Source organism: Candidatus Paceibacterota bacterium (genome assembly GCA_041661265.1).
Lineage (GTDB): Bacteria > Patescibacteriota > Minisyncoccia > JAHIHE01 > JAGLIN01 > JBAZUT01.
Map to the genome: position 1 here is coordinate 64,574 of JBAZUT010000003.1, position 17,743 is coordinate 82,316.

The 17,743-nt window shown below is 40.7% G+C and carries 13 protein-coding genes, 2 tRNA genes and 1 rRNA gene; 14 read left to right on the forward strand and 2 right to left on the reverse strand.

Annotated elements, in window-relative coordinates:
* Position 1 precedes the first annotated feature (1 nt).
* Both WC788_03085 and WC788_03090 read left to right on the forward strand, forming a co-directional pair.
* Positions 2-2,419 carry a PEP/pyruvate-binding domain-containing protein gene (locus WC788_03085; protein ID MFA6096587.1) on the forward strand — a complete coding sequence of 806 codons (2,418 nt, stop codon included), beginning with the start codon at positions 2-4 and terminating at the stop codon, positions 2,417-2,419.
* Positions 2,420-2,423: 4 nt separating this feature from the next.
* Complete coding sequence (locus WC788_03090) at positions 2,424-3,584, forward strand: HD domain-containing protein (GenBank protein MFA6096588.1); 1,161 nt, start codon at positions 2,424-2,426, stop codon at positions 3,582-3,584.
* A 17-nt stretch (positions 3,585-3,601) separates the two neighbouring features.
* Here the strand turns inward: WC788_03090 and WC788_03095 are convergent, their stop codons facing one another.
* A complete protein-coding gene (locus WC788_03095) occupies positions 3,602-4,951 on the reverse strand; it encodes an NAD(P)/FAD-dependent oxidoreductase (protein ID MFA6096589.1) in 1,350 nt (449 codons plus the stop codon).
* Positions 4,952-5,045: 94 nt separating this feature from the next.
* On the opposite strand from WC788_03095, the gene WC788_03100 reads away from it, so the two are divergent.
* The 6 genes from WC788_03100 to tig all read left to right on the forward strand — a co-directional run bounded on the left by WC788_03100 (position 5,046) and on the right by tig (position 13,452).
* Entirely contained in the window at positions 5,046-6,569 is a 1,524-nt protein-coding gene (locus tag WC788_03100; protein ID MFA6096590.1) for a fused MFS/spermidine synthase, read from the forward strand.
* 2 nt (positions 6,570-6,571) lie between these two features.
* On the forward strand, positions 6,572-7,858 hold the full coding sequence (locus tag WC788_03105) for a U32 family peptidase C-terminal domain-containing protein (GenBank protein MFA6096591.1): 1,287 nt from the start codon (positions 6,572-6,574) through the stop codon (positions 7,856-7,858).
* A 76-nt stretch (positions 7,859-7,934) separates the two neighbouring features.
* A complete protein-coding gene (locus WC788_03110) occupies positions 7,935-8,066 on the forward strand; it encodes a hypothetical protein (GenBank protein ID MFA6096592.1) in 132 nt (43 codons plus the stop codon).
* Between the two features lie 209 nt (positions 8,067-8,275).
* Positions 8,276-9,529, forward strand: a complete 1,254-nt coding sequence (nusA, locus tag WC788_03115; protein MFA6096593.1) for a transcription termination factor NusA — start codon at positions 8,276-8,278, stop codon at positions 9,527-9,529.
* Between the two features lie 51 nt (positions 9,530-9,580).
* Positions 9,581-11,662 carry a sodium-translocating pyrophosphatase gene (locus tag WC788_03120; GenBank protein MFA6096594.1) on the forward strand — a complete coding sequence of 694 codons (2,082 nt, stop codon included), beginning with the start codon at positions 9,581-9,583 and terminating at the stop codon, positions 11,660-11,662.
* Between the two features lie 500 nt (positions 11,663-12,162).
* A complete protein-coding gene (gene tig / locus WC788_03125) occupies positions 12,163-13,452 on the forward strand; it encodes a trigger factor (GenBank protein MFA6096595.1) in 1,290 nt (429 codons plus the stop codon).
* Positions 13,453-13,476: 24 nt separating this feature from the next.
* Here the strand turns inward: tig and WC788_03130 are convergent, their stop codons facing one another.
* Positions 13,477-13,695 carry a hypothetical protein gene (locus WC788_03130; protein ID MFA6096596.1) on the reverse strand — a complete coding sequence of 73 codons (219 nt, stop codon included), beginning with the start codon at positions 13,693-13,695 and terminating at the stop codon, positions 13,477-13,479.
* 135 nt (positions 13,696-13,830) lie between these two features.
* On the opposite strand from WC788_03130, the gene WC788_03135 reads away from it, so the two are divergent.
* The 6 genes from WC788_03135 (at position 13,831) to WC788_03160 (ending at position 17,621) form a co-directional block, all read left to right on the forward strand.
* A complete protein-coding gene (locus tag WC788_03135) occupies positions 13,831-14,406 on the forward strand; it encodes an ATP-dependent Clp protease proteolytic subunit (GenBank protein ID MFA6096597.1) in 576 nt (191 codons plus the stop codon).
* Positions 14,407-14,455: 49 nt separating this feature from the next.
* A complete protein-coding gene (locus WC788_03140; GenBank protein ID MFA6096598.1) occupies positions 14,456-14,677 on the forward strand; it encodes a hypothetical protein in 222 nt (73 codons plus the stop codon).
* A complete protein-coding gene (locus WC788_03145) occupies positions 14,667-15,155 on the forward strand; it encodes a hypothetical protein (protein ID MFA6096599.1) in 489 nt (162 codons plus the stop codon). Before WC788_03140 ends, WC788_03145 begins: the two co-directional genes overlap by 11 nt.
* A gap of 406 nt (positions 15,156-15,561) precedes the next feature.
* A 16S ribosomal RNA gene (locus tag WC788_03150) occupies positions 15,562-17,023 on the forward strand.
* A gap of 280 nt (positions 17,024-17,303) precedes the next feature.
* A tRNA-Ile gene (locus tag WC788_03155) sits at positions 17,304-17,377 on the forward strand.
* A gap of 171 nt (positions 17,378-17,548) precedes the next feature.
* A tRNA-Ala gene (locus WC788_03160) sits at positions 17,549-17,621 on the forward strand.
* The last annotated feature ends 122 nt before the right edge of the window (positions 17,622-17,743 follow it).

A 17,743-nucleotide genomic window follows, 5' to 3' on the forward strand; every position in this document is an offset into this window, starting at 1 on the left:
ATTGAGACAAATAAAAATTAAGGGTCTCGGAAAATTGAATATTTACGGGACGGGCGAAGGCGATGTTGTTGTGTTGGAGAAAGATGAGAATTCTTACTTTATGGGCGCGTCAAAAGAATGTACGCAAGATTTTTTTGATAGAATATATGATGAAAATGGGCCTTTCTGGAGGCTTTATGCGAATGCAGGATTTGCGGTCAGGCCGCAACAGACCAAATATGCCGTATATGTCGGCAACGCCTTATATTTCAGGAAAAGCGTTGAGGAAAGGTATATGTATAATGCCGGTATTGAGAAGGATTATGCCATAAAAAACAATTACCTCATAAGAAAAACGAAATGGGATTTGCGCAATCTGATATATCTGCTGACATTGCCCTTTGATGAGGCAAGACAATTTGTAAACATGATAAAATTCAGCTTTTATGCGAATGAAATGATCCGAGGATATGAAAGATCATACAGAAGCGCCATTGAATTTTATAATTTTTATTCAAGTGAAGGAAATATTTATGATCCTGCAAAGACGGCAAAAGAGGCAATGGAACGAGCTGTGGAAATGATGGAATATTCAATTGCGGCTTTTATATGCAATAAATACGGAATAAAATTAAAGCATTCAAAATATATCGACGAATGCGAGCTTGAAAAGCTGTCGACTTATATCGAAACGAATAACACGATGGCGATCCTGGATGAGTTCGAATTTTATTCGCTCAATCCCTATGACATATCTGTGCCCCGGCTCTTCGAGGACGATTTTAGGATCAATAAATTTTCAGGTTTCAAGGTGCCCGGCGATAATTCATTAAGATGGAGAGAAAATGTAAAATTCATAGTTGCGAGATACATGCATATAATGAGGATGTGCTATAAACTGATAGGAGACAATAGTAAAATGGGCGATCTTATATTCTATTTGAAGATAAATGAATTAAGCAAAATCGATCCGGATGCGGAAGGATCGGTCCGGGACCTCATTGATGTTGCGCTAAAAAGAAAAAATGATCTTGAAACGATAAGGAATATCGGATTGCCAAGCGTTCTGGTGTATAAGAATGAAAAATATTATGAAAAGGCGGGAATCGATCTTGCCGATAAATCGAAAAATAGGCTGAACGCGATAAGTGTATCGTCAAAGAAAAGTGTCAGCGGACCCATAGTCAATATAAACAGCATGGGTGATTATGAAAAATGCGCAGAGGGTTCCATAATACTTTCAAAAACATTATCTCCGAATCTTGTGATCCTGTTCAAGAAGGCTGCAGGGATCATAGCTGAAAGCGGGGGATCGCTGTGCCATGCCGCAATAATAGCTCGAGAGATGAATTTGCCGTGCCTGATACAATTAAAGACGAAGAACGGCATCCCGGATGGAAGCATTGTAAGGCTGGACGGCAAAAATGCGACAGTTACGATATTGGATGCTGAAAAAAAGGCTGAAAAAGAAACAACTCACAACGAACTGAACAAAGCTAGTGCAGAGCTGGAGACCGCGCGCAAAAATCCGGATCAGTCCGTGCACGAAAGAATTGTTCTTAACAAAGGTCAAAAGGTGGATTTTTATATGTTGAGCGGCGGAAAGCTTCAAAGCAAAAGCGCAGGAAACAAGGCGGCTAATCTTTCAGAGATATATTCTCATTTCAATGTCCCTGATGGGTTCGTCATCGACTCTGAGTATTTTAGAAAATTGAACGGCTTTGAAAGGATCGGATCCATAGTGAGAGAAATTAATAAGGCCAATGCGTCGGAAATAGCGAAATTGGAGGAGCATTACAATGTTTTGAAAAATGAATTTTCGAATATAGAATTCTCCAGAAAATTGGCGGATGAACTTGGACTGTTCTATGAAAAACTGGCCTCACGGCTGGTTGCGGCAAGGTCCAGTTCTTCCAGTGAGGATAGCGCCAAGGCGTCTTTTGCGGGACAATTCGATTCATACATCAATATCGGCGACATTAACAATCTTGAGTATGCGATAAAGAGCTGCTGGGCTTCGTTCTATTCCCCAAGGTCTGTTGTATATAGGAAAGAAAACAGAATTAAAAATGATAGCGCAAATATGGCGATATTGGTTCAAAAAATGATCGAAGCGAAATATTCCGGAATAGCATTTTCAAAGGACATAATGAATGATAATGCAATGTCTATAGAGGTTATTCCCGGTACATGTGAAAAACTGGCATCAGGAGAGGTTTCACCGAATGTTTATATTATCGAAAGAGAAAGCATGTCGGTGTTGAAGGTTAATGCAAATTTTGATTTCGATGACAATCTTGTCACAGGTCTTGCAACAGAGGTTCTAAAGCTCGAAAATTATTTCAAGGCGCCGCAAGATGTCGAATGGTGCATAGATAATGAGAATAAGATATGGATAATTCAAACCAGGCCGATAACTTCGGCGTGTAAAATCAAATAAAAACATGATATTAAAAGATCCTCTTTACGGTTTTATCTCAATCGGCGAGCCTTTCAAGAGCCTGATGGATACCGAGCAATTCCAGCGTTTGCGGAATATAAAGCAGCTCGGACAAAGCTATATTGTTTATTCATCTGCAAATCATACGAGATTCGAGCATTCGATCGGAACATATTATCTTGCTCAAAAGGTCGCAGAAAATAATGCAATTGAAAATAAAGATGAATTCATTGCGGCAGCTTTATTGCATGATATCGGGCATTATCCATTCTCACATTCCATTGAGAAGGCCGTCAGGCAATTGACGGAGAAGGGCCACGAGCAGCAAAGCATTGAGATCATCAGAAATACGAATATTTCAAAAATATTAAGAGATCATGGATTGGATATTGAGCTTATCTGCAATTATATAGAAGGAAAAGGGAAATATGCCAGCCTGATCTCGGGTCAGATCGACGTTGACCGTATGGATTATCTGAAAAGAGATTCATATTATACGGGCGTAGCTTACGGGATTATTGAATCTGATGTTATTATCAATAATTATACGATAAAAGGCGACGACTATATAGCCGATATCAAATATCTGCCGGCATTTGAGTCCGTTCTAATCGCCAGATACCTGATGTATTCAATGGTATATATGCACCATAGGACCATAATTGCGAATACAATGCTCCGCAGCGCATTTATTGAAGCTCTTAATAACGGCGATTTTAAGATCGAAAAGCTCATTGAATTCGATGATATTGATCTCATAAGCAGATTCAGATCGTCTTCTTCTCCCGCAAAACAACTTATGGATGCCATTACGAAAAGAAATTTATACAAGGAAGCCATTATTTTCAGCAAAGATGATTTTGAAGATGCAGGTAAGATGATAGGATACGATAAAGTGCAGGAAGTCGAGGCGTTGATCGCTAAAGAATTGAAATTAAATCGGTATGAGGTGCTGATTAATATCATGGGATTTCCAAAATCAAACAAAAGCAGGATACTGATCAGTCCTTCGATGAAAAAACTTGAGGATATATCGCCGATCGTAAGCTCTCTGAATATGGCAGAATGGAATCACTGGTTTGCCGGAGTTTATTGCCAGGAAAAGGATATTGATAAAATCCGGCAAAAAAAAGATATGATCAGGTCATATCTTATAGGAAAATAGCACTGAAGGATAATGTTCTATATAGCATTATCCTTTTTCATTATCTCAATAGCTTCTATCACCGAAAAAGCCGCGCGAGTAATGCCCATACTTCTCATATCGGCGTCAGTACCGACTAAATACAGTCCTTTAATGGGCACTTTGGGTGAGGGAAATTCTATATTGACCTTTATGGCGCCTTTTTCCGGTATTATGGTTTGAACATGCTCAAACTCGACATTCTGTTCCGCGTTCGGGATTGCTTTGAAAATACATTCTTTCAGGTTCTTAAGCTGTTTTTCAAAACTGCTTTCTTTGAATATCGTTGTAAATCCAACCAGCTGCTTGTTCTTGGGGCATAAAGTGTTATCGTAATTAGACGAAGGAACTGCCCAAAAAGGCGTTTCTGAATCGAAAAATATTTCAGAACCTATATATGCAAACTCTGGTAATTTTTTTTTAAAACCGAGCCAAAGAGTAAAGCTAAGCGTTTGCTCGATTTTTTTCAACTGATCCGAGAACTTAGCGGGCAAGGCCCTGCAGAGGCGGGGAAGGTCTTTGGCGTAGCCTGAAAAAATCACAAGATCTGATCGATAAACCTCCTTGTGTGTTCGGACGGAGTATATCGATCCTTCTTTTGTAATAAGCTCAGTCACATCTTCAGCCAAATGTATCTCGACATTAGGTTTATTGAATGAATTTATTGCGCAGGACGTTATGCTCTGAATGCCTCCAAGCGGATATCCCTGGGAAGAAAAATCCTGTCTTGCGATCTTCATGAATTTGCGTAAATGGCTTGTGGCGCTGCCGGTATCGCCATCCAAATATCCCGACCCGCCGAGAATCCTCCATGCAGGAGTTTCTTTTATGGATTTGCCGCTTAGGAAATATGAAACCGCATCCAGAAATCTGATCGATTTCGGCGACATATTATATTTTCCTATGAAGCTGTATACGCTCTGGTTCAGTATATTCTTATTGAGCGAGGAGTTAGCAACGGCGTCTATGAGAGCCCCCGAGAGCAGCAGCCGGTCTTTTTTCGAGAGAATATCGAATTTTGCAAGCTGGATCAGCGTTAGAGGAAACTCCTGGAATTTATTCTGATATCTGACATAATACATTCCGAACGGCACGAAGCGAGGGATCACCGTAAAATATTTTTTCATGATGAATGTTAGCGGGCCTTTCACTAAGTCCGTAATTGCGTGAGGCCCCGTGTCCACAAAATATCCATCGATCTCATAAGTACGGCAATTCCCTCCCAAATAAGAGTTTTTTTCTATTATCAGTACTTTCTTGCCTTCCTTGGAAAGGATCAGTGCGGACAATAGACCGCTGATACCGCCCCCGACAACTATTGCGTCATATTTTTTATTTTCAGAATTCATTTTCGGAATTATTTATAATTACAGATTAATATTATGACAGATCGCATAAAAAATCAAATTGACATATGACGGGATATGCGGATATAATTGAAAAATGATAATATCAAACAAAAGATTATATCTCATAGTATTCATTACTGGCGCGATCGTCATGATCTTGGAATTGGTCGGATCGAGGATACTTGCGCCGACACTGGGAACGTCGATTTATGTCTGGACGAGTCTGATCGGAATCATTTTGGGAGCTATGAGCCTTGGATATTATCTGGGCGGACGTTTGTCCGACAAAGATCCCAATACGCAGACATTTTCGAATTTGTTGTTGATCTCCGGTCTTTTTGTTTTTTTTATCATAGTAATGAAAAAGCCCGTTCTTGATGCAAGTATTCATTTAGAATTAAAATATGCCGCTATATTTGCCGCATTGACGCTATTTTCTATCCCAGGAATATTATTAGGTGCCATATCTCCATATTCCGTAAGACTTGCTATGAAAAATGTGGAAACCTCCGGAAACACTGTAGGCAATCTTTACGCCGTATCAACATTCGGCAGTATTATCGGCACTTTTTTGGCCGGTTTTTATTTCATACCGAATTATGGAAGTACGAATATACTTTACGGACTCGCCATCGGTCTATGTGTCATATCACTGATCGCTAATAGCAAGAAGGATAAAGCGATAAGATTAATGCTCGTCTTTTTTTTGGCTATTGGCGTCTCCGTAGTTGCTGGCGCTTCGGAAACAAATAAATACTTAGTTGATGAGGATAGCGAATATAATCACATAAGGGTATATGATACGACAGGTTCCGATGGAAAAACATTGCGCATCATGTCTGTCGAGAATGCCTTTGATTCCGGAATGTATTTGGATTCAGATGAGCTGGCGTTCGCTTATTCGAAATATTTCAGACTTGCGGACCTATTCAATCGAAAAATGAAGAAAGTTGCTGTGTTCGGGGGAGCCGCTTATACAATACCCAAGGACATACTAAAAAGACATGAGGCTACTTTTGTTGATGTTGTTGAAATAGATCCAAAAACGACAAAAATCGCGGAGGAATATTTCAATCTTGATCGGAATAATGAACGACTCGGCACATACCATATGGACGCGAGGAAGTTTCTGAACGAAAAGAGCGGTGCCGTTTCGGAAAAATACGATGCGATCTATAATGACGCTTTCAGCTCGACTTGCACAGTACCCTTTCAATTGACAACACTGGAGGCGGTGAAGCAAATATCAGGCATGCTTAATGACGAAGGAGTATACGTAATGAATGTAATATCTTCGATAAGAGGAGAGAAGTCGGAATTTTTCAGATCTGAATTCAGAACGATGAAATCAGTGTTCAAGAACGTTTATGTGTTTGCGACGGTATCCAATGAAGAAAAATATTCCGAAATTAATCAGAATCTGGTTGTTATTGCGGTGAAAAAGGACTATGATATTGGAAATATGGCAGCGGAGAATATCGGAAACGAGTATGGCGAGATGATCACAAAGTATTGGAATGGAGGCATCGAAATCGGCGATGCGATAATATTAACTGACGACTATGCGCCCGTGGAGCATTTCACTTCAAAGCTGTGCCAGGTCGTAAACAGAAATTGACCATGAAAAACAGAATCGAGCTCCTTGCGCCAGCCGGAAGCTATGAAAAAATGATCTATGCATTGGAATACGGAGCAGATGCCGTTTATGCGGGACTGCCTGATTTCAGTTTGAGAGCGAGAATCAATAAATTCGATGAAAATAAGATCATTGAAGCTATTGATTATGTTCATAGAAAAAAGAGGAAAATATATATTACAGTGAATGTATTTGCTCATAATTCCCATATAAAAAAAATCGAGGCATTCTTGAAGTTATTAAAAACTCACAGACCTGATGCCATTATTGCAAGTGATCCGGGTGTGATCGAAATGATAGGCAAGCAACTTCCCGGCATGGACGTGCATCTTTCAACACAAGCGAACACTACGAACTGGCGGAGCGTGAAATTCTGGAAAGCGCAAGGAGTGAAAAGGATCATTCTTGCACGTGAATTGAATCTGGGCGAAATAGCCGAGATCCACAGGAATGTACCGGGCATCGAGTTGGAATATTTCGTACATGGAGCGATGTGCATGGCCTATTCCGGACGCTGCCTCCTCAGCTCATGGATGACCGGAAGAAGTTCGAATCTCGGAGATTGTTCACAGAATTGCCGGTGGAGATATGACTTGGTCGAAGAAAAAAGCCCGAATGAATATATTCCCGTTGAGCAAGATATGCACGGGTCATATTTATTGAATTCAAAAGATATATGTCTTATCGATCATCTCGATGAGCTTGGGAAGGCAGGAATATCTTCATTTAAGATCGAGGGCAGGGCGAAAAGCGCGTATTATCTTGCCCAAGTGGTTAAATCTTACAGGGAAGCTATGGATATAAAGGAAAAAGGCAAGAAGAAGATCGCGAAGATCAGGGCTATAAAGCATAATCTCAGTAAACTGCAGAACAGGAGCTATAGCACAGGGTTTCTTTTTGATGAGTGTGAAAAGAAAGGATTCGAAACCAGATATTCCCATACGAGCGAAGAGCATGTTTTTGTCGGTGAAGTGATGGAGATTAAAAATGAAAAGTTAAAAATGAAAAAAGAAAATCCGGAAGACAATAGAAATCAATTAAATAATAATCTTGTGAAAATAAAAGTTCACAATGCGTTATATAAAGGAGATAAGGTTGAGATCATCAGCCCCAAAGGCAAAAACATGACCTCCAGAATTAAAAAGATCATTGAAATCGATTCCATGCAAGAATCCGATTCGGCGCATGGGGGCCAGAACAAAATGGTTTATGTCAGCTTGGGGGTGAAACCTGAAAAATATAGCATAATAAGAAAATACAAACACAGCTAGATCTGTGCTTATTGACTTTGTTGAAGACATGGGCTATGCTATTTTCATTCGATAAATTCGAAGCTGGAAGTGAAAAATGGTAAAAGTAAAATTATTTGAAAGGATGGATTGTTCGGTTTGCGGAGGGGGAGGAATAAAGAATGGCAAGTGGTGCACTAATTGTAGCGGCAACGGGGAAATAACTGTAATCTTTTCATTACATAAATAATGCTCTTGCCGATCCTACTATCCATTGCGCTTATTCAAAAAGCTGCAATTCGGTAGTTTTTTTATTTTGTGAGAAGGTTATTGACAGAAAATGCAAATCTGCTATAATAGGTATGTAATGAATACTGAACCGAAGCGACTTTTCGTCGCAAGAACCTAAGCCGGAAGCGGATGGGTTTTTTTAAAATCATAATCAATTTAAGAAATAATATGGAACAGAAACAATTTATCATGGCGATCAACCAGATCTGCGATGAAAAAGGAATTCCGAAGGAAAAAGCAATGGAGATAGTTGAAGCTGCTCTTGCTGCCGCATATAAAAAAGATTACGGCAAAAAGGGGCAGGTTATCACGGTAAAATTTGATGAGAAAACCGGAGGTATGGAAGTTTATCAGATCAAAACCGTTGCGGAAGAAGTTCCCGAAGGCGAGATCGAAGATGAATCTGAATCCGTTGAGGCTGATGAAAAAAGCGATAAAAAGAGATTCAATCCGGACAAGAATATAACTGTCGAGGAAGCAAAGAAATATCTCGATGATCCGAAGATTGACGATGAAGTCAGGATCGAACTTCCGGTACATACTGAATTCGGTCGAATCGCAGCTCAGACTGCAAAGCAGGTCATGATACAAAGAATAAGAGAAGCTGAAAAGGAGGCCATATTCAATGAATTCAAAGACAAAGAGGGCGAAGTTGTGAATGGGATCGTACAGAGAATTGAAGGACGAAATGTTTTTGTCGACGTTGGCAAAGCGATCGGGGTGATCTATCCGATGGAACAGATATACGGAGAACATTACAGGATCGGTCAGAGACTGAAGGTATATATCGCGAAGATCGACAAAGAGACAAAAGATTCCAATCTCGTATTGTCGAGAACAAATGCAAATATCATAAAAAAAATGTTCGAGATCGAAGTGCCTGAGATCAGCAATAAAACCGTCGAGATCAAGTCGATCGCGAGGGAAGCTGGATCGAGAACAAAGATAGCGGTAACATCAAATGAAGAGGGAATTGACCCCGTAGGTTCATGCGTGGGTCAGCGTGGATCAAGGATTCAGACCATAATAAACGAACTTGGGGGCGAGAAAATTGATATTATTGAATGGAATGAGAATGTCAAAAAGTTCATTCAGCACGCACTTTCTCCGGCCAAGGTGTCTCGAATTGATATCGACGAAAAGACAAAATCCGCAATGGCTTTTGTTGCGGGAGATCAGTTATCGCTTGCGATCGGAAAACAGGGACAGAATGTCCGGCTTGCAGCAAAGCTGACCGGCTGGAAGATCGATGTTGTTGAGAAAAGAGAAAGCGACACCGAGAATGAGAGCAAGCAGGAAGCCGCTAAGGCCAACGATGACGTGGCGGTAAAAAGCGAAAAAACGGAAGCACCTGAAAAAGACGAAGAAAAGTCAGATGAGTCGAAGAAAAAGAAGAGAAAAAGCAAAAAAAATGCGGAATAAGTATTTGAAGGTCTGTTTTGGGTTTAATCAAATAATAACATAATCAAAAAAATGAGTACGACAATCGCAGAAGGAGCTTTAAGCGGGAATACCTTACTGTATTCTGCTCCGGTAGCCGCTATGATCGGTTTAGCGGTCGCAGTATATCTTGTTTATTATATTATGAAGCTTGATGCCGGGACTGACAGAATGAAGCAGATCGCATCGGCTATTCAGGAAGGTGCAATGGCATATCTGAAAAGACAATACAAGACCGTTGCTATAATCGCAGCTATATTGTCGGTCGTAATTGCCATTGCCATTAACGTCGAAACAGCGATCGCATTTGTGATCGGAGCGGTTATGTCCGCAGGCGCAGGATTTCTCGGTATGAGTATTTCAGTAAGAAGCAATGTGAGATGCGCAAACGCTGCAAAGGGAGGTATGAAAAAAGCTCTCGATGTAGCATTTAAGGGTGGCGCGGTTACAGGATTGTCGGTTGCAAGCCTTGCACTTCTCGGTGTCAGCGGTCTTTTTATATTTTTTGGAGCCAATGAAGGAGCTGTGGAAAAGATCGTAGGATTCGGTTTCGGCGCTTCGCTTATCAGCCTTTTCGCCAGGATAGGCGGAGGGATCTTCACTAAAGCGGCTGATGTCGGTACGGATCTTGTTGGAAAAGTTGAGGCGGGAATTCCGGAAGACGATCCAAGAAATCCCGGAGTCATTGCGGACAATGTCGGCGATAATGTCGGCGATTGCGCGGGTATGGCAGCTGACCTATTTGAGACCTATGCGGTCACTGCGCTTGGCGCAATGCTCATCGGAGTCACGGTTATCAGCACATATCCGAATGCGATCATATACCCCTTGGTCCTCGGTGCGGCTGCGATAATCGCTTCGATCGTCGGCATATTTTTTGTAAAACTCGGAAGATCCGGGAATATCATGGGCGCGATGTATAATGGTGCGATCATTGCAGGAGTTATATCTCTGCTGTTCTTTTATGAGATAACTGTAGTTTTGATGAAAGGTGATATGAATTTATTCATCAGCGCTCTTGTAGGTCTTGGCGTGACAGCGGCAATGATCATAATCACTGAGTATTATACTTCAACGGAATACGGTCCCGTCAGAGCGATCGCAAATGCTTCGGTTACCGGCCCCGGAACGAATGTTATCACGGGCCTTGCTGTCGGACTTCAGAGCACTGCATTGCCGGTGCTGGTGATATGCGCAGGAACATTGATCTCATATACTGTTATGGGAGGCGGAGTGCTTGGTCTATATGGCGTTTCCGTTGCAGCGGCAGCAATGTTGTCTGTTACGGGTATAATTATCGCTATAGATTCATATGGACCTATAACTGATAATGCCGGCGGAATTGCGGAAATGGCTGAATTATCCAAAGAGGTCAGGGACATAACCGATCCATTGGATGCTGTCGGAAATACGACAAAGGCGGTAACAAAAGGTTATGCGATCGGTTCAGCCGCGCTTGGCGCACTTGCGCTATATTCGGCATATAGCAGCGAGATAACGAAACTGAGCGGAGGAGTGCCATTGGAATTAAAACTTTCGGATCCCATGGTGCTTGTCGGGTTGCTTATCGGAGGCATGATACCATTCCTTTTCGCCAGCTTTCTGATGGGCGCAGTTGGAAGAGCCGCGACAACCATCGTTACGGAAATAAGAAGACAGTTTAAAGAAATTAAAGGCATAATGGATGGAACCGGAAAACCTGATTATGGACGATGTGTTGACATTGTTACAATAGCCGCTCAGAAAGAAATGATAATTCCGGGACTGCTTTCCGTACTTTCTCCGCTCGTGGTCGGTTTCATTCTCGGTCCGGTGGCATTGGGGGGCCTTCTTATTGGCGTGATCATTTCGGGTCTCTTGCTTGCTCTCATGATGACGACTGGAGGTGCTGCATGGGACAACGCAAAGAAATACATCGAATCAGGTCATCTTGGAGGCAAGAAATTGCCGGATGGAAGCAAAAACCCGACGCATGCAGCCGCTGTTGTGGGTGATACGGTCGGAGATCCGACAAAAGATACAGCAGGCCCCGCGATCAATCCGTTGATCAAAGTAATGAACATTGTTGCCATATTATTCGCTGCTGCCATACTGAAATACCATATCTTCGGATAGTTGAAATAATACTATCGCAGAATAGGCAATATTAACGACTGAATTAACTAAAATAATGCATGAGTAAAAAAACGAAATTCAGCAATACTGCATATTTGTTGTTATCATTGTCGTTTTTATCGGCCATAATCTATGACGTAAGAATAGTATCTATCGAACAAATAAGCGAATATTTCGGTTTTATTCCCTATATTCCATATTTATTTATTTTTACGATTATCGTTTCGCTATTCGCATCTCAAAAAATAATCGATCTTTATGAAAAAAGTGCAATGTCGTATTGGGAAGACCTTATCTTAATATTCCCAAGTATTATTATTACGCTGATTTCATATTCGTTATTATTTTCATTTCACATTATTTCTTTCGAAATAGCCTCAGACAAAATGGTATATCTGTTTATGTTTTGGTTTTTTGTTTATAAACTCGGAATAAGTGCTAAAATACATAGAAGAGAAGACCTCTCAGATAAATAATTAAATTACTAAATAATAAATATAATGAAAATATCGGTTAAAAAGCTTCCAAAGTCATTGGTCGAAATATCGGTCGAGGTCGGGAGCGAAGAGATGTCTAAGAATATGGATGCTTCAGCGAAGAAAATGGCGGCGGCGGGTACATTTGACGGTTTCAGACAGGGAAAAGCTCCGGTTGATGTCGTTTATCAGAGGATTGGCAAGCAGAAGATATTTGAGGATGCTGTTCAGACGACGATCGAAAGATCATATGGCAGCGCGGTAAAAGACAATAAGCTGATCCCGATCGGTTATCCGAAAGCTGAGATCAAAAAAGCGGCTATCGGGAATGAGCTGATCTTCGATCTTGTTGTAACTGTACTTCCGGAAGTTAGATTGGGAGATTATAGCAAGATAAAAGGAAAGGCAGAGGCGAAAAAAGTTACAAGCGAGGACGTTGAAACTGAGCTTAAGGCGCTGCAAAAAAAACGCGCAAAATATATCACAAAAGAAGAGCCGGCTTCAAAAGGCGACAGAATTGAGATCGATTTTGAGTCGAGGTTGAACGGCGTAAAGGTTGAGGGCGGAGAAAGCAAGAATCATCCATTGGTTCTTGGCAACGGGATGTTCGTTCCAGGTTTTGAAGATAATCTCGCGGGCATGAAGAAAGATGAATCGAAAGAATTCAATATTATATTTCCAAAGGATTATTATAAAAAAGAGCTTGCTGAAAAGAATGTGAATTTCAAAGTTACTATGAAGCTGGTTCAGAAGGTCGAGCTTCCGGAGCTTAATGATGAGTTTGCGAAGTCTATCGGTAAATTTGACACTCTCGAAATCCTCAAAAAGAACATTGAAGAGGGGATCAGCATGGAGGAGAAAATGAAAGCAAAAAATGAGATCAGAAAAAAACTTATCGATGAGATCGTTGAATCGTCTAAAACCGAGATCCCGGATGTTTTGATAGAGTCGGAAAAGGATAATATGATTCATGAATTGGAACATAATGTATCTCATATGGGAGTTGAGTTCGACATATACCTCAAAAGTGTGAATACGAGCATAGAAAAATTACGGTCCGAATGGTCCGAGCAGGCTGAGAAAAGAGTTAAGGCGAATCTTGTGATTGGAGAGATCGCCAAAAAAGAAGAAATAAAAGCTACTGAACAGGAGATAGAAGAAAAGGCGAACGAAACGCTGAGATGTTATCCGAACGAGGAAGAAGTGAGAAAAAAAATAGATATAAACAAGTTTAAAGACTATATTGCAGGAACTATCATAAATGAGAAAGTTTTTGAACTCCTGGAAGACATCGCACAAAGGAATGCCAAATAAAAAAAATAGGCAAGCACGTTTTTATTATGCTTCCCTATATGAAACGCCCGAAATATCATTGATATGGACCCATCCTTTGTGAGTCTGGTATTTGTTAGCGTCGAGCTTGAGATAGACTATGTTGTTTTCGATTTTTAATATGACGCCTTCCAGTTTATGGCCCCCGGACAAAAGCAGGGTTATATCAAACTTATTGCTTGCGAGAGCCTTGAGTTCTTTCAATGCAGTTTTGGTTGCTTTCATTCGATTATCCTCCGTATCGATAAAAAGAACGTAACACAACTTAATTAATTTGTCAATAGCATGTTTTGTAATAAACATTGAGTGAGCGTATGTAGTTTTATAAAAATACACTTTAAATAAAATAAAATAAATAATATGAATCTGATACCAACAGTCATTGAAAAGACGAATTATGGAGAAAGAGCTTATGACATATATTCCAGGCTTCTGAAGGAAAGGATCATTTTTCTGGGCGGCCCGATCGATGATAGTGTGGCAAATACGATCATCGCGCAACTCCTATTCCTGGAAAAACAGGATCCGAAATCCGATGTGATGTTTTACATAAATTCTCCAGGAGGTGTTGTGACCTCGGCGCTGGCGATCTATGACACCATGAACTATATCAAGTGCGATGTCTCGACGGTTTGCGTCGGCATGGCAGCTTCGGCAGCATCGCTGCTTCTTTCAAGTGGAGCGAAAGGAAAGAGACTTATCCTTCCAAATGCCGAGGTTTTGATCCATCAGGTGATGGGTGGCGCTGAAGGACAAGCAAGTGATATCGATATTTCGGCGCGACACATTCTGAAAATGAAAGAGAGGCTGAATAAGATCCTGGCGCACAACACGGATCAGCCGATCGAGAAGATCGAGAAAGATTCGGACAGGGATTTCTACATGACCGCGGAAGAAGCTAAGAAATACGGGATCGTGGATAAGATATTGAAATAGATTTAGAGGACGCATATGCGTCCCTAGTTTAAAATGTTAGTTAAAAATAATGAAATATAAATTCAATGATCTATTTGATGAAAGTGATGGAACTTTAATGCCCAAAAAAACTATTAAATTAAAATCCGTTACTCTCAGTCCATCAATAACCTTTAAAAAGGGAGTCTCATTTAGCGGAATAGATATATTTGATTTTAAAGATATGGATATTGAAGCGGAGGACGTAGGGGGAACATTAGTCATTAAAGGTTTTTATAAACATGGACAATAGAGAAGAACAATTTATACCACTGGAAAATATACCAGAAAAGCCAACAAAAAACGAAATTAAGGAAATGGATCAATTTGGAAAGCGATTGGACGAAATAGAAAAGAAAAGAGAACTTATTGATGAAAAAGTAACACGGATCGGAATATCGATAAACGATTCCGAAAAACGTATTGAAAAAACGACAACTTTTATGATGTTTGTTGCAGGCGCTATCTTGATATCTTTTTCACTTGCATTTGTCACCTTATCATTCGAATACTATAAACGAAATGAGGATAACCTAAATAAGTTGACATCAAGGATTGAGTCATTGGAGGAAAAGAAGTTTGAGAATGTAATTAATTCGTATGATATTCAAAGGTCAAATGAATTGAAGTTAATTACAGATGTTATTCAACAACATCAAACTGATAATGAGGTATTTAGAAATTGTTTAAAAAATAAAAGATATTGGCAATACGAAGAGTGTGCCGAGTAGGTGATACTAAATTATGATAATTGAATTATTTTGAAAATTATTAAATTTAGACATTCATTAAAAATTAGAAATTAAGAATTAGAAATTAAATATTGTTGAATATAAATTAGCTTTTATATAAGCCAAAAACGCGTCTTGACAGTATTTAGATTATGCTATATTATTACATTAATAATAGGTTAAAGAAATAAAACTGAATACGAAGGAAAAAAGTAGCTGGTCAAGAATGAAGTAGCACTTGACAAGTGTTTTATTTGTACTATTATGAATAGGTAACCGTGCGAGAGTTCGTTAACAATTCAGATATGTTATCACTACAAACTTTGTGTAGTTGTCCTGAACTATTTCTGCATCGTTCATAAGTCCATATGTAAATATGCAACTGTGAACATTTATGATGCAACATTAATATGAGAGTTTGATCCTGGCTCAGGATGAACGCTAGCGGCGTGGATAAGGCATGCAAGTCGAACGCCCCTTTATTGGGGAGTGGCAAACGGGTGAGTAATACATTGGGATCTACCTTGAAGTCTGGAATAACTTCGAGAAATCGGAGCTAATACCAGATGGTCTCGCAAGAGTAAAGATTTATCGCTTCAAGAAGAACCAATGCACTATCAGCTAGTTGGTGAGGTAATGGCTCACCAAGGCTATGACGGTTAGGAGGCCTGAGAGGGTGTTCTCCCACATTGGCACTGCGACACTGGCCAAACTCCTACGGGAGGCTGCAGTCGAGAATCTTCGTCAATGCACGCAAGTGCGAACGAGCGACGCCGCGTGAACGATGAAACCCTTCGGGGTGTAAAGTTCTTTTATTAGGGAAAAATTTTGATGTTACCTAGTGAATAAGAGGTTGCTAACTCTGTGCCAGCAGCAGCGGTAATACAGAGACCTCAAGCGTTATCCGGATTTATTGGGCGTAAAGAGTCTGTAGGCGGATTGAATAGTCAGATGCCAAATCTCAGGGCTTAACCCTGAAACTGCATCTGAAACGTTTAATCTAGAGGATGGTAGAGGCAAGTGGAACTTATGGTGTAGCAGTAAAATGCGTTGATATCATAAGGAATACCAAAGGCGAAGGCATCTTGCTGGGCCATTCCTGACGCTGAGAGACGAAAGCGTGGGTAGCGAAAGGGATTAGATACCCCTGTAGTCCACGCTGTAAACGATGGATATTAGACATTAGAAGTGTCGACCCTTCTAGTGTCGAAGCTAACGCATTAAATATCCCGCCTGGGAAGTACGGCCGCAAGGCTAAAACTCAAAGGAATAGACGGGGACCTGCACAAGCGGTGGAGCATGTGGTTTAATTCGACGGTAAACGAGGAACCTTACCAAGGCTTGAAATCTCCGGAATCCCGATGAAAGTTGGGAGTGCCGCAAGGAACCGGATGACAGGTGCTGCATGGTTGTCGTCAGCTCGTGCCGTGAGGTGTTCGGTTAAGTCCAGCAACGAGCGCAACCCCTGTCAGATGTTATATTTTCATCTGATACTGCCCGGGTTAACTGGGAGGAAGGCGGGGATGACGTCAAATCAGCATGGCCCTTGACGCCTTGGGCTACACACATGCTACAATGGAGAGTCACAAAGAGTCGCCAAACCGAAAGGTGGAGCTAATCTCATCAAAACTCTCCCCAGTTCAGATTGAGGGCTGCAATTCGTCCTCATGAAGCCGGAATCGCTAGTAATCGTGGATCAGATATGCCACGGTGAATACGTTCTCAGGTCTTGTACTCACCGCCCGTCACACCAAGAGAGTCTGTAATACCCGAAGTCCCCTTTATTGGGGCCCACGGTAGGATAGATAATAAGGGTGAAGTCGTAACAAGGCATCCGTAGCGGAAGCTGTGGATGGATCACCTCCTTTCTAGGGAGAAGTGCGATTAATTTCGCAACTTACCTTGGTCTTCTAACTCTACGAGTTATATAAGCTGTTGGGAATGTCTCAGCTTCGAACAAAAGATGTTCCATGGACAACTACATAAGGTTTGTAACTTATATCTGAATAGCAAAGTCGCATCTAATCTCTTGCATTGGATGCGATTTTTGTTACGCGGCACTTGTAATATTATTATTTCTTTGATAAGATATTATAAGTTTCGATAAATTAAAAAACTTCTAAAATCAACAAGTAATTTGTAAACTTTGGGCGATTAGCTCAGTTGGCTAGAGCACTTCACTGATAATGAAGAGGTCGGAAGTTCGAGTCTTCCATCGCCCACAACAAAAACTTATAACTGATGACTTATAACGCATAACAATAAAGAAATATTAAATTCGAGAATCCTTGCATTGTTTTATATTTATTGTATAATACAAATGTAGACGAAACTTTGAGGCGACTTGCGAGCCCGTTGCGATGTGTTATGAGTTATAAGTTGTGAGTTGTTTTGGGCCCGTAGCTCAGTTGGTAGAGCACTTGCTTTGCAAGCATGGGGTCGCAGGTTCGAATCCTGTCGGGTCCACTTTGAGTTCACGTGAGAGGTTGAGGCAATATAAAATGACAGATTGCTGCTATCAATATATTCCGATGATTTATTGAAGATGCGAGCAATATATATACTTTTGAAAATCAAACACAAATATA

Excerpts from the sequence above, each read along its gene's own strand:
- WC788_03090 (MFA6096588.1), top strand. The coding sequence starts at position 2,424 with ATGATATTAAAAGATCCTCTTTACGGTTTTATCTCAATCGGCGAGCCT.
- WC788_03095 (MFA6096589.1), bottom strand. The coding sequence starts at position 4,951 with ATGAATTCTGAAAATAAAAAATATGACGCAATAGTTGTCGGGGGCGGT.
- WC788_03100 (MFA6096590.1), top strand. The coding sequence starts at position 5,046 with ATGATAATATCAAACAAAAGATTATATCTCATAGTATTCATTACTGGC.
- WC788_03105 (MFA6096591.1), top strand. The coding sequence starts at position 6,572 with ATGAAAAACAGAATCGAGCTCCTTGCGCCAGCCGGAAGCTATGAAAAA.
- WC788_03110 (MFA6096592.1), top strand. The coding sequence starts at position 7,935 with ATGGTAAAAGTAAAATTATTTGAAAGGATGGATTGTTCGGTTTGCGGA.
- nusA (MFA6096593.1), top strand. The coding sequence starts at position 8,276 with ATGGAACAGAAACAATTTATCATGGCGATCAACCAGATCTGCGATGAA.
- WC788_03120 (MFA6096594.1), top strand. The coding sequence starts at position 9,581 with ATGAGTACGACAATCGCAGAAGGAGCTTTAAGCGGGAATACCTTACTG.
- tig (MFA6096595.1), top strand. The coding sequence starts at position 12,163 with ATGAAAATATCGGTTAAAAAGCTTCCAAAGTCATTGGTCGAAATATCG.
- WC788_03130 (MFA6096596.1), bottom strand. The coding sequence starts at position 13,695 with ATGAAAGCAACCAAAACTGCATTGAAAGAACTCAAGGCTCTCGCAAGC.
- WC788_03135 (MFA6096597.1), top strand. The coding sequence starts at position 13,831 with ATGAATCTGATACCAACAGTCATTGAAAAGACGAATTATGGAGAAAGA.
- WC788_03140 (MFA6096598.1), top strand. The coding sequence starts at position 14,456 with ATGAAATATAAATTCAATGATCTATTTGATGAAAGTGATGGAACTTTA.
- WC788_03145 (MFA6096599.1), top strand. The coding sequence starts at position 14,667 with ATGGACAATAGAGAAGAACAATTTATACCACTGGAAAATATACCAGAA.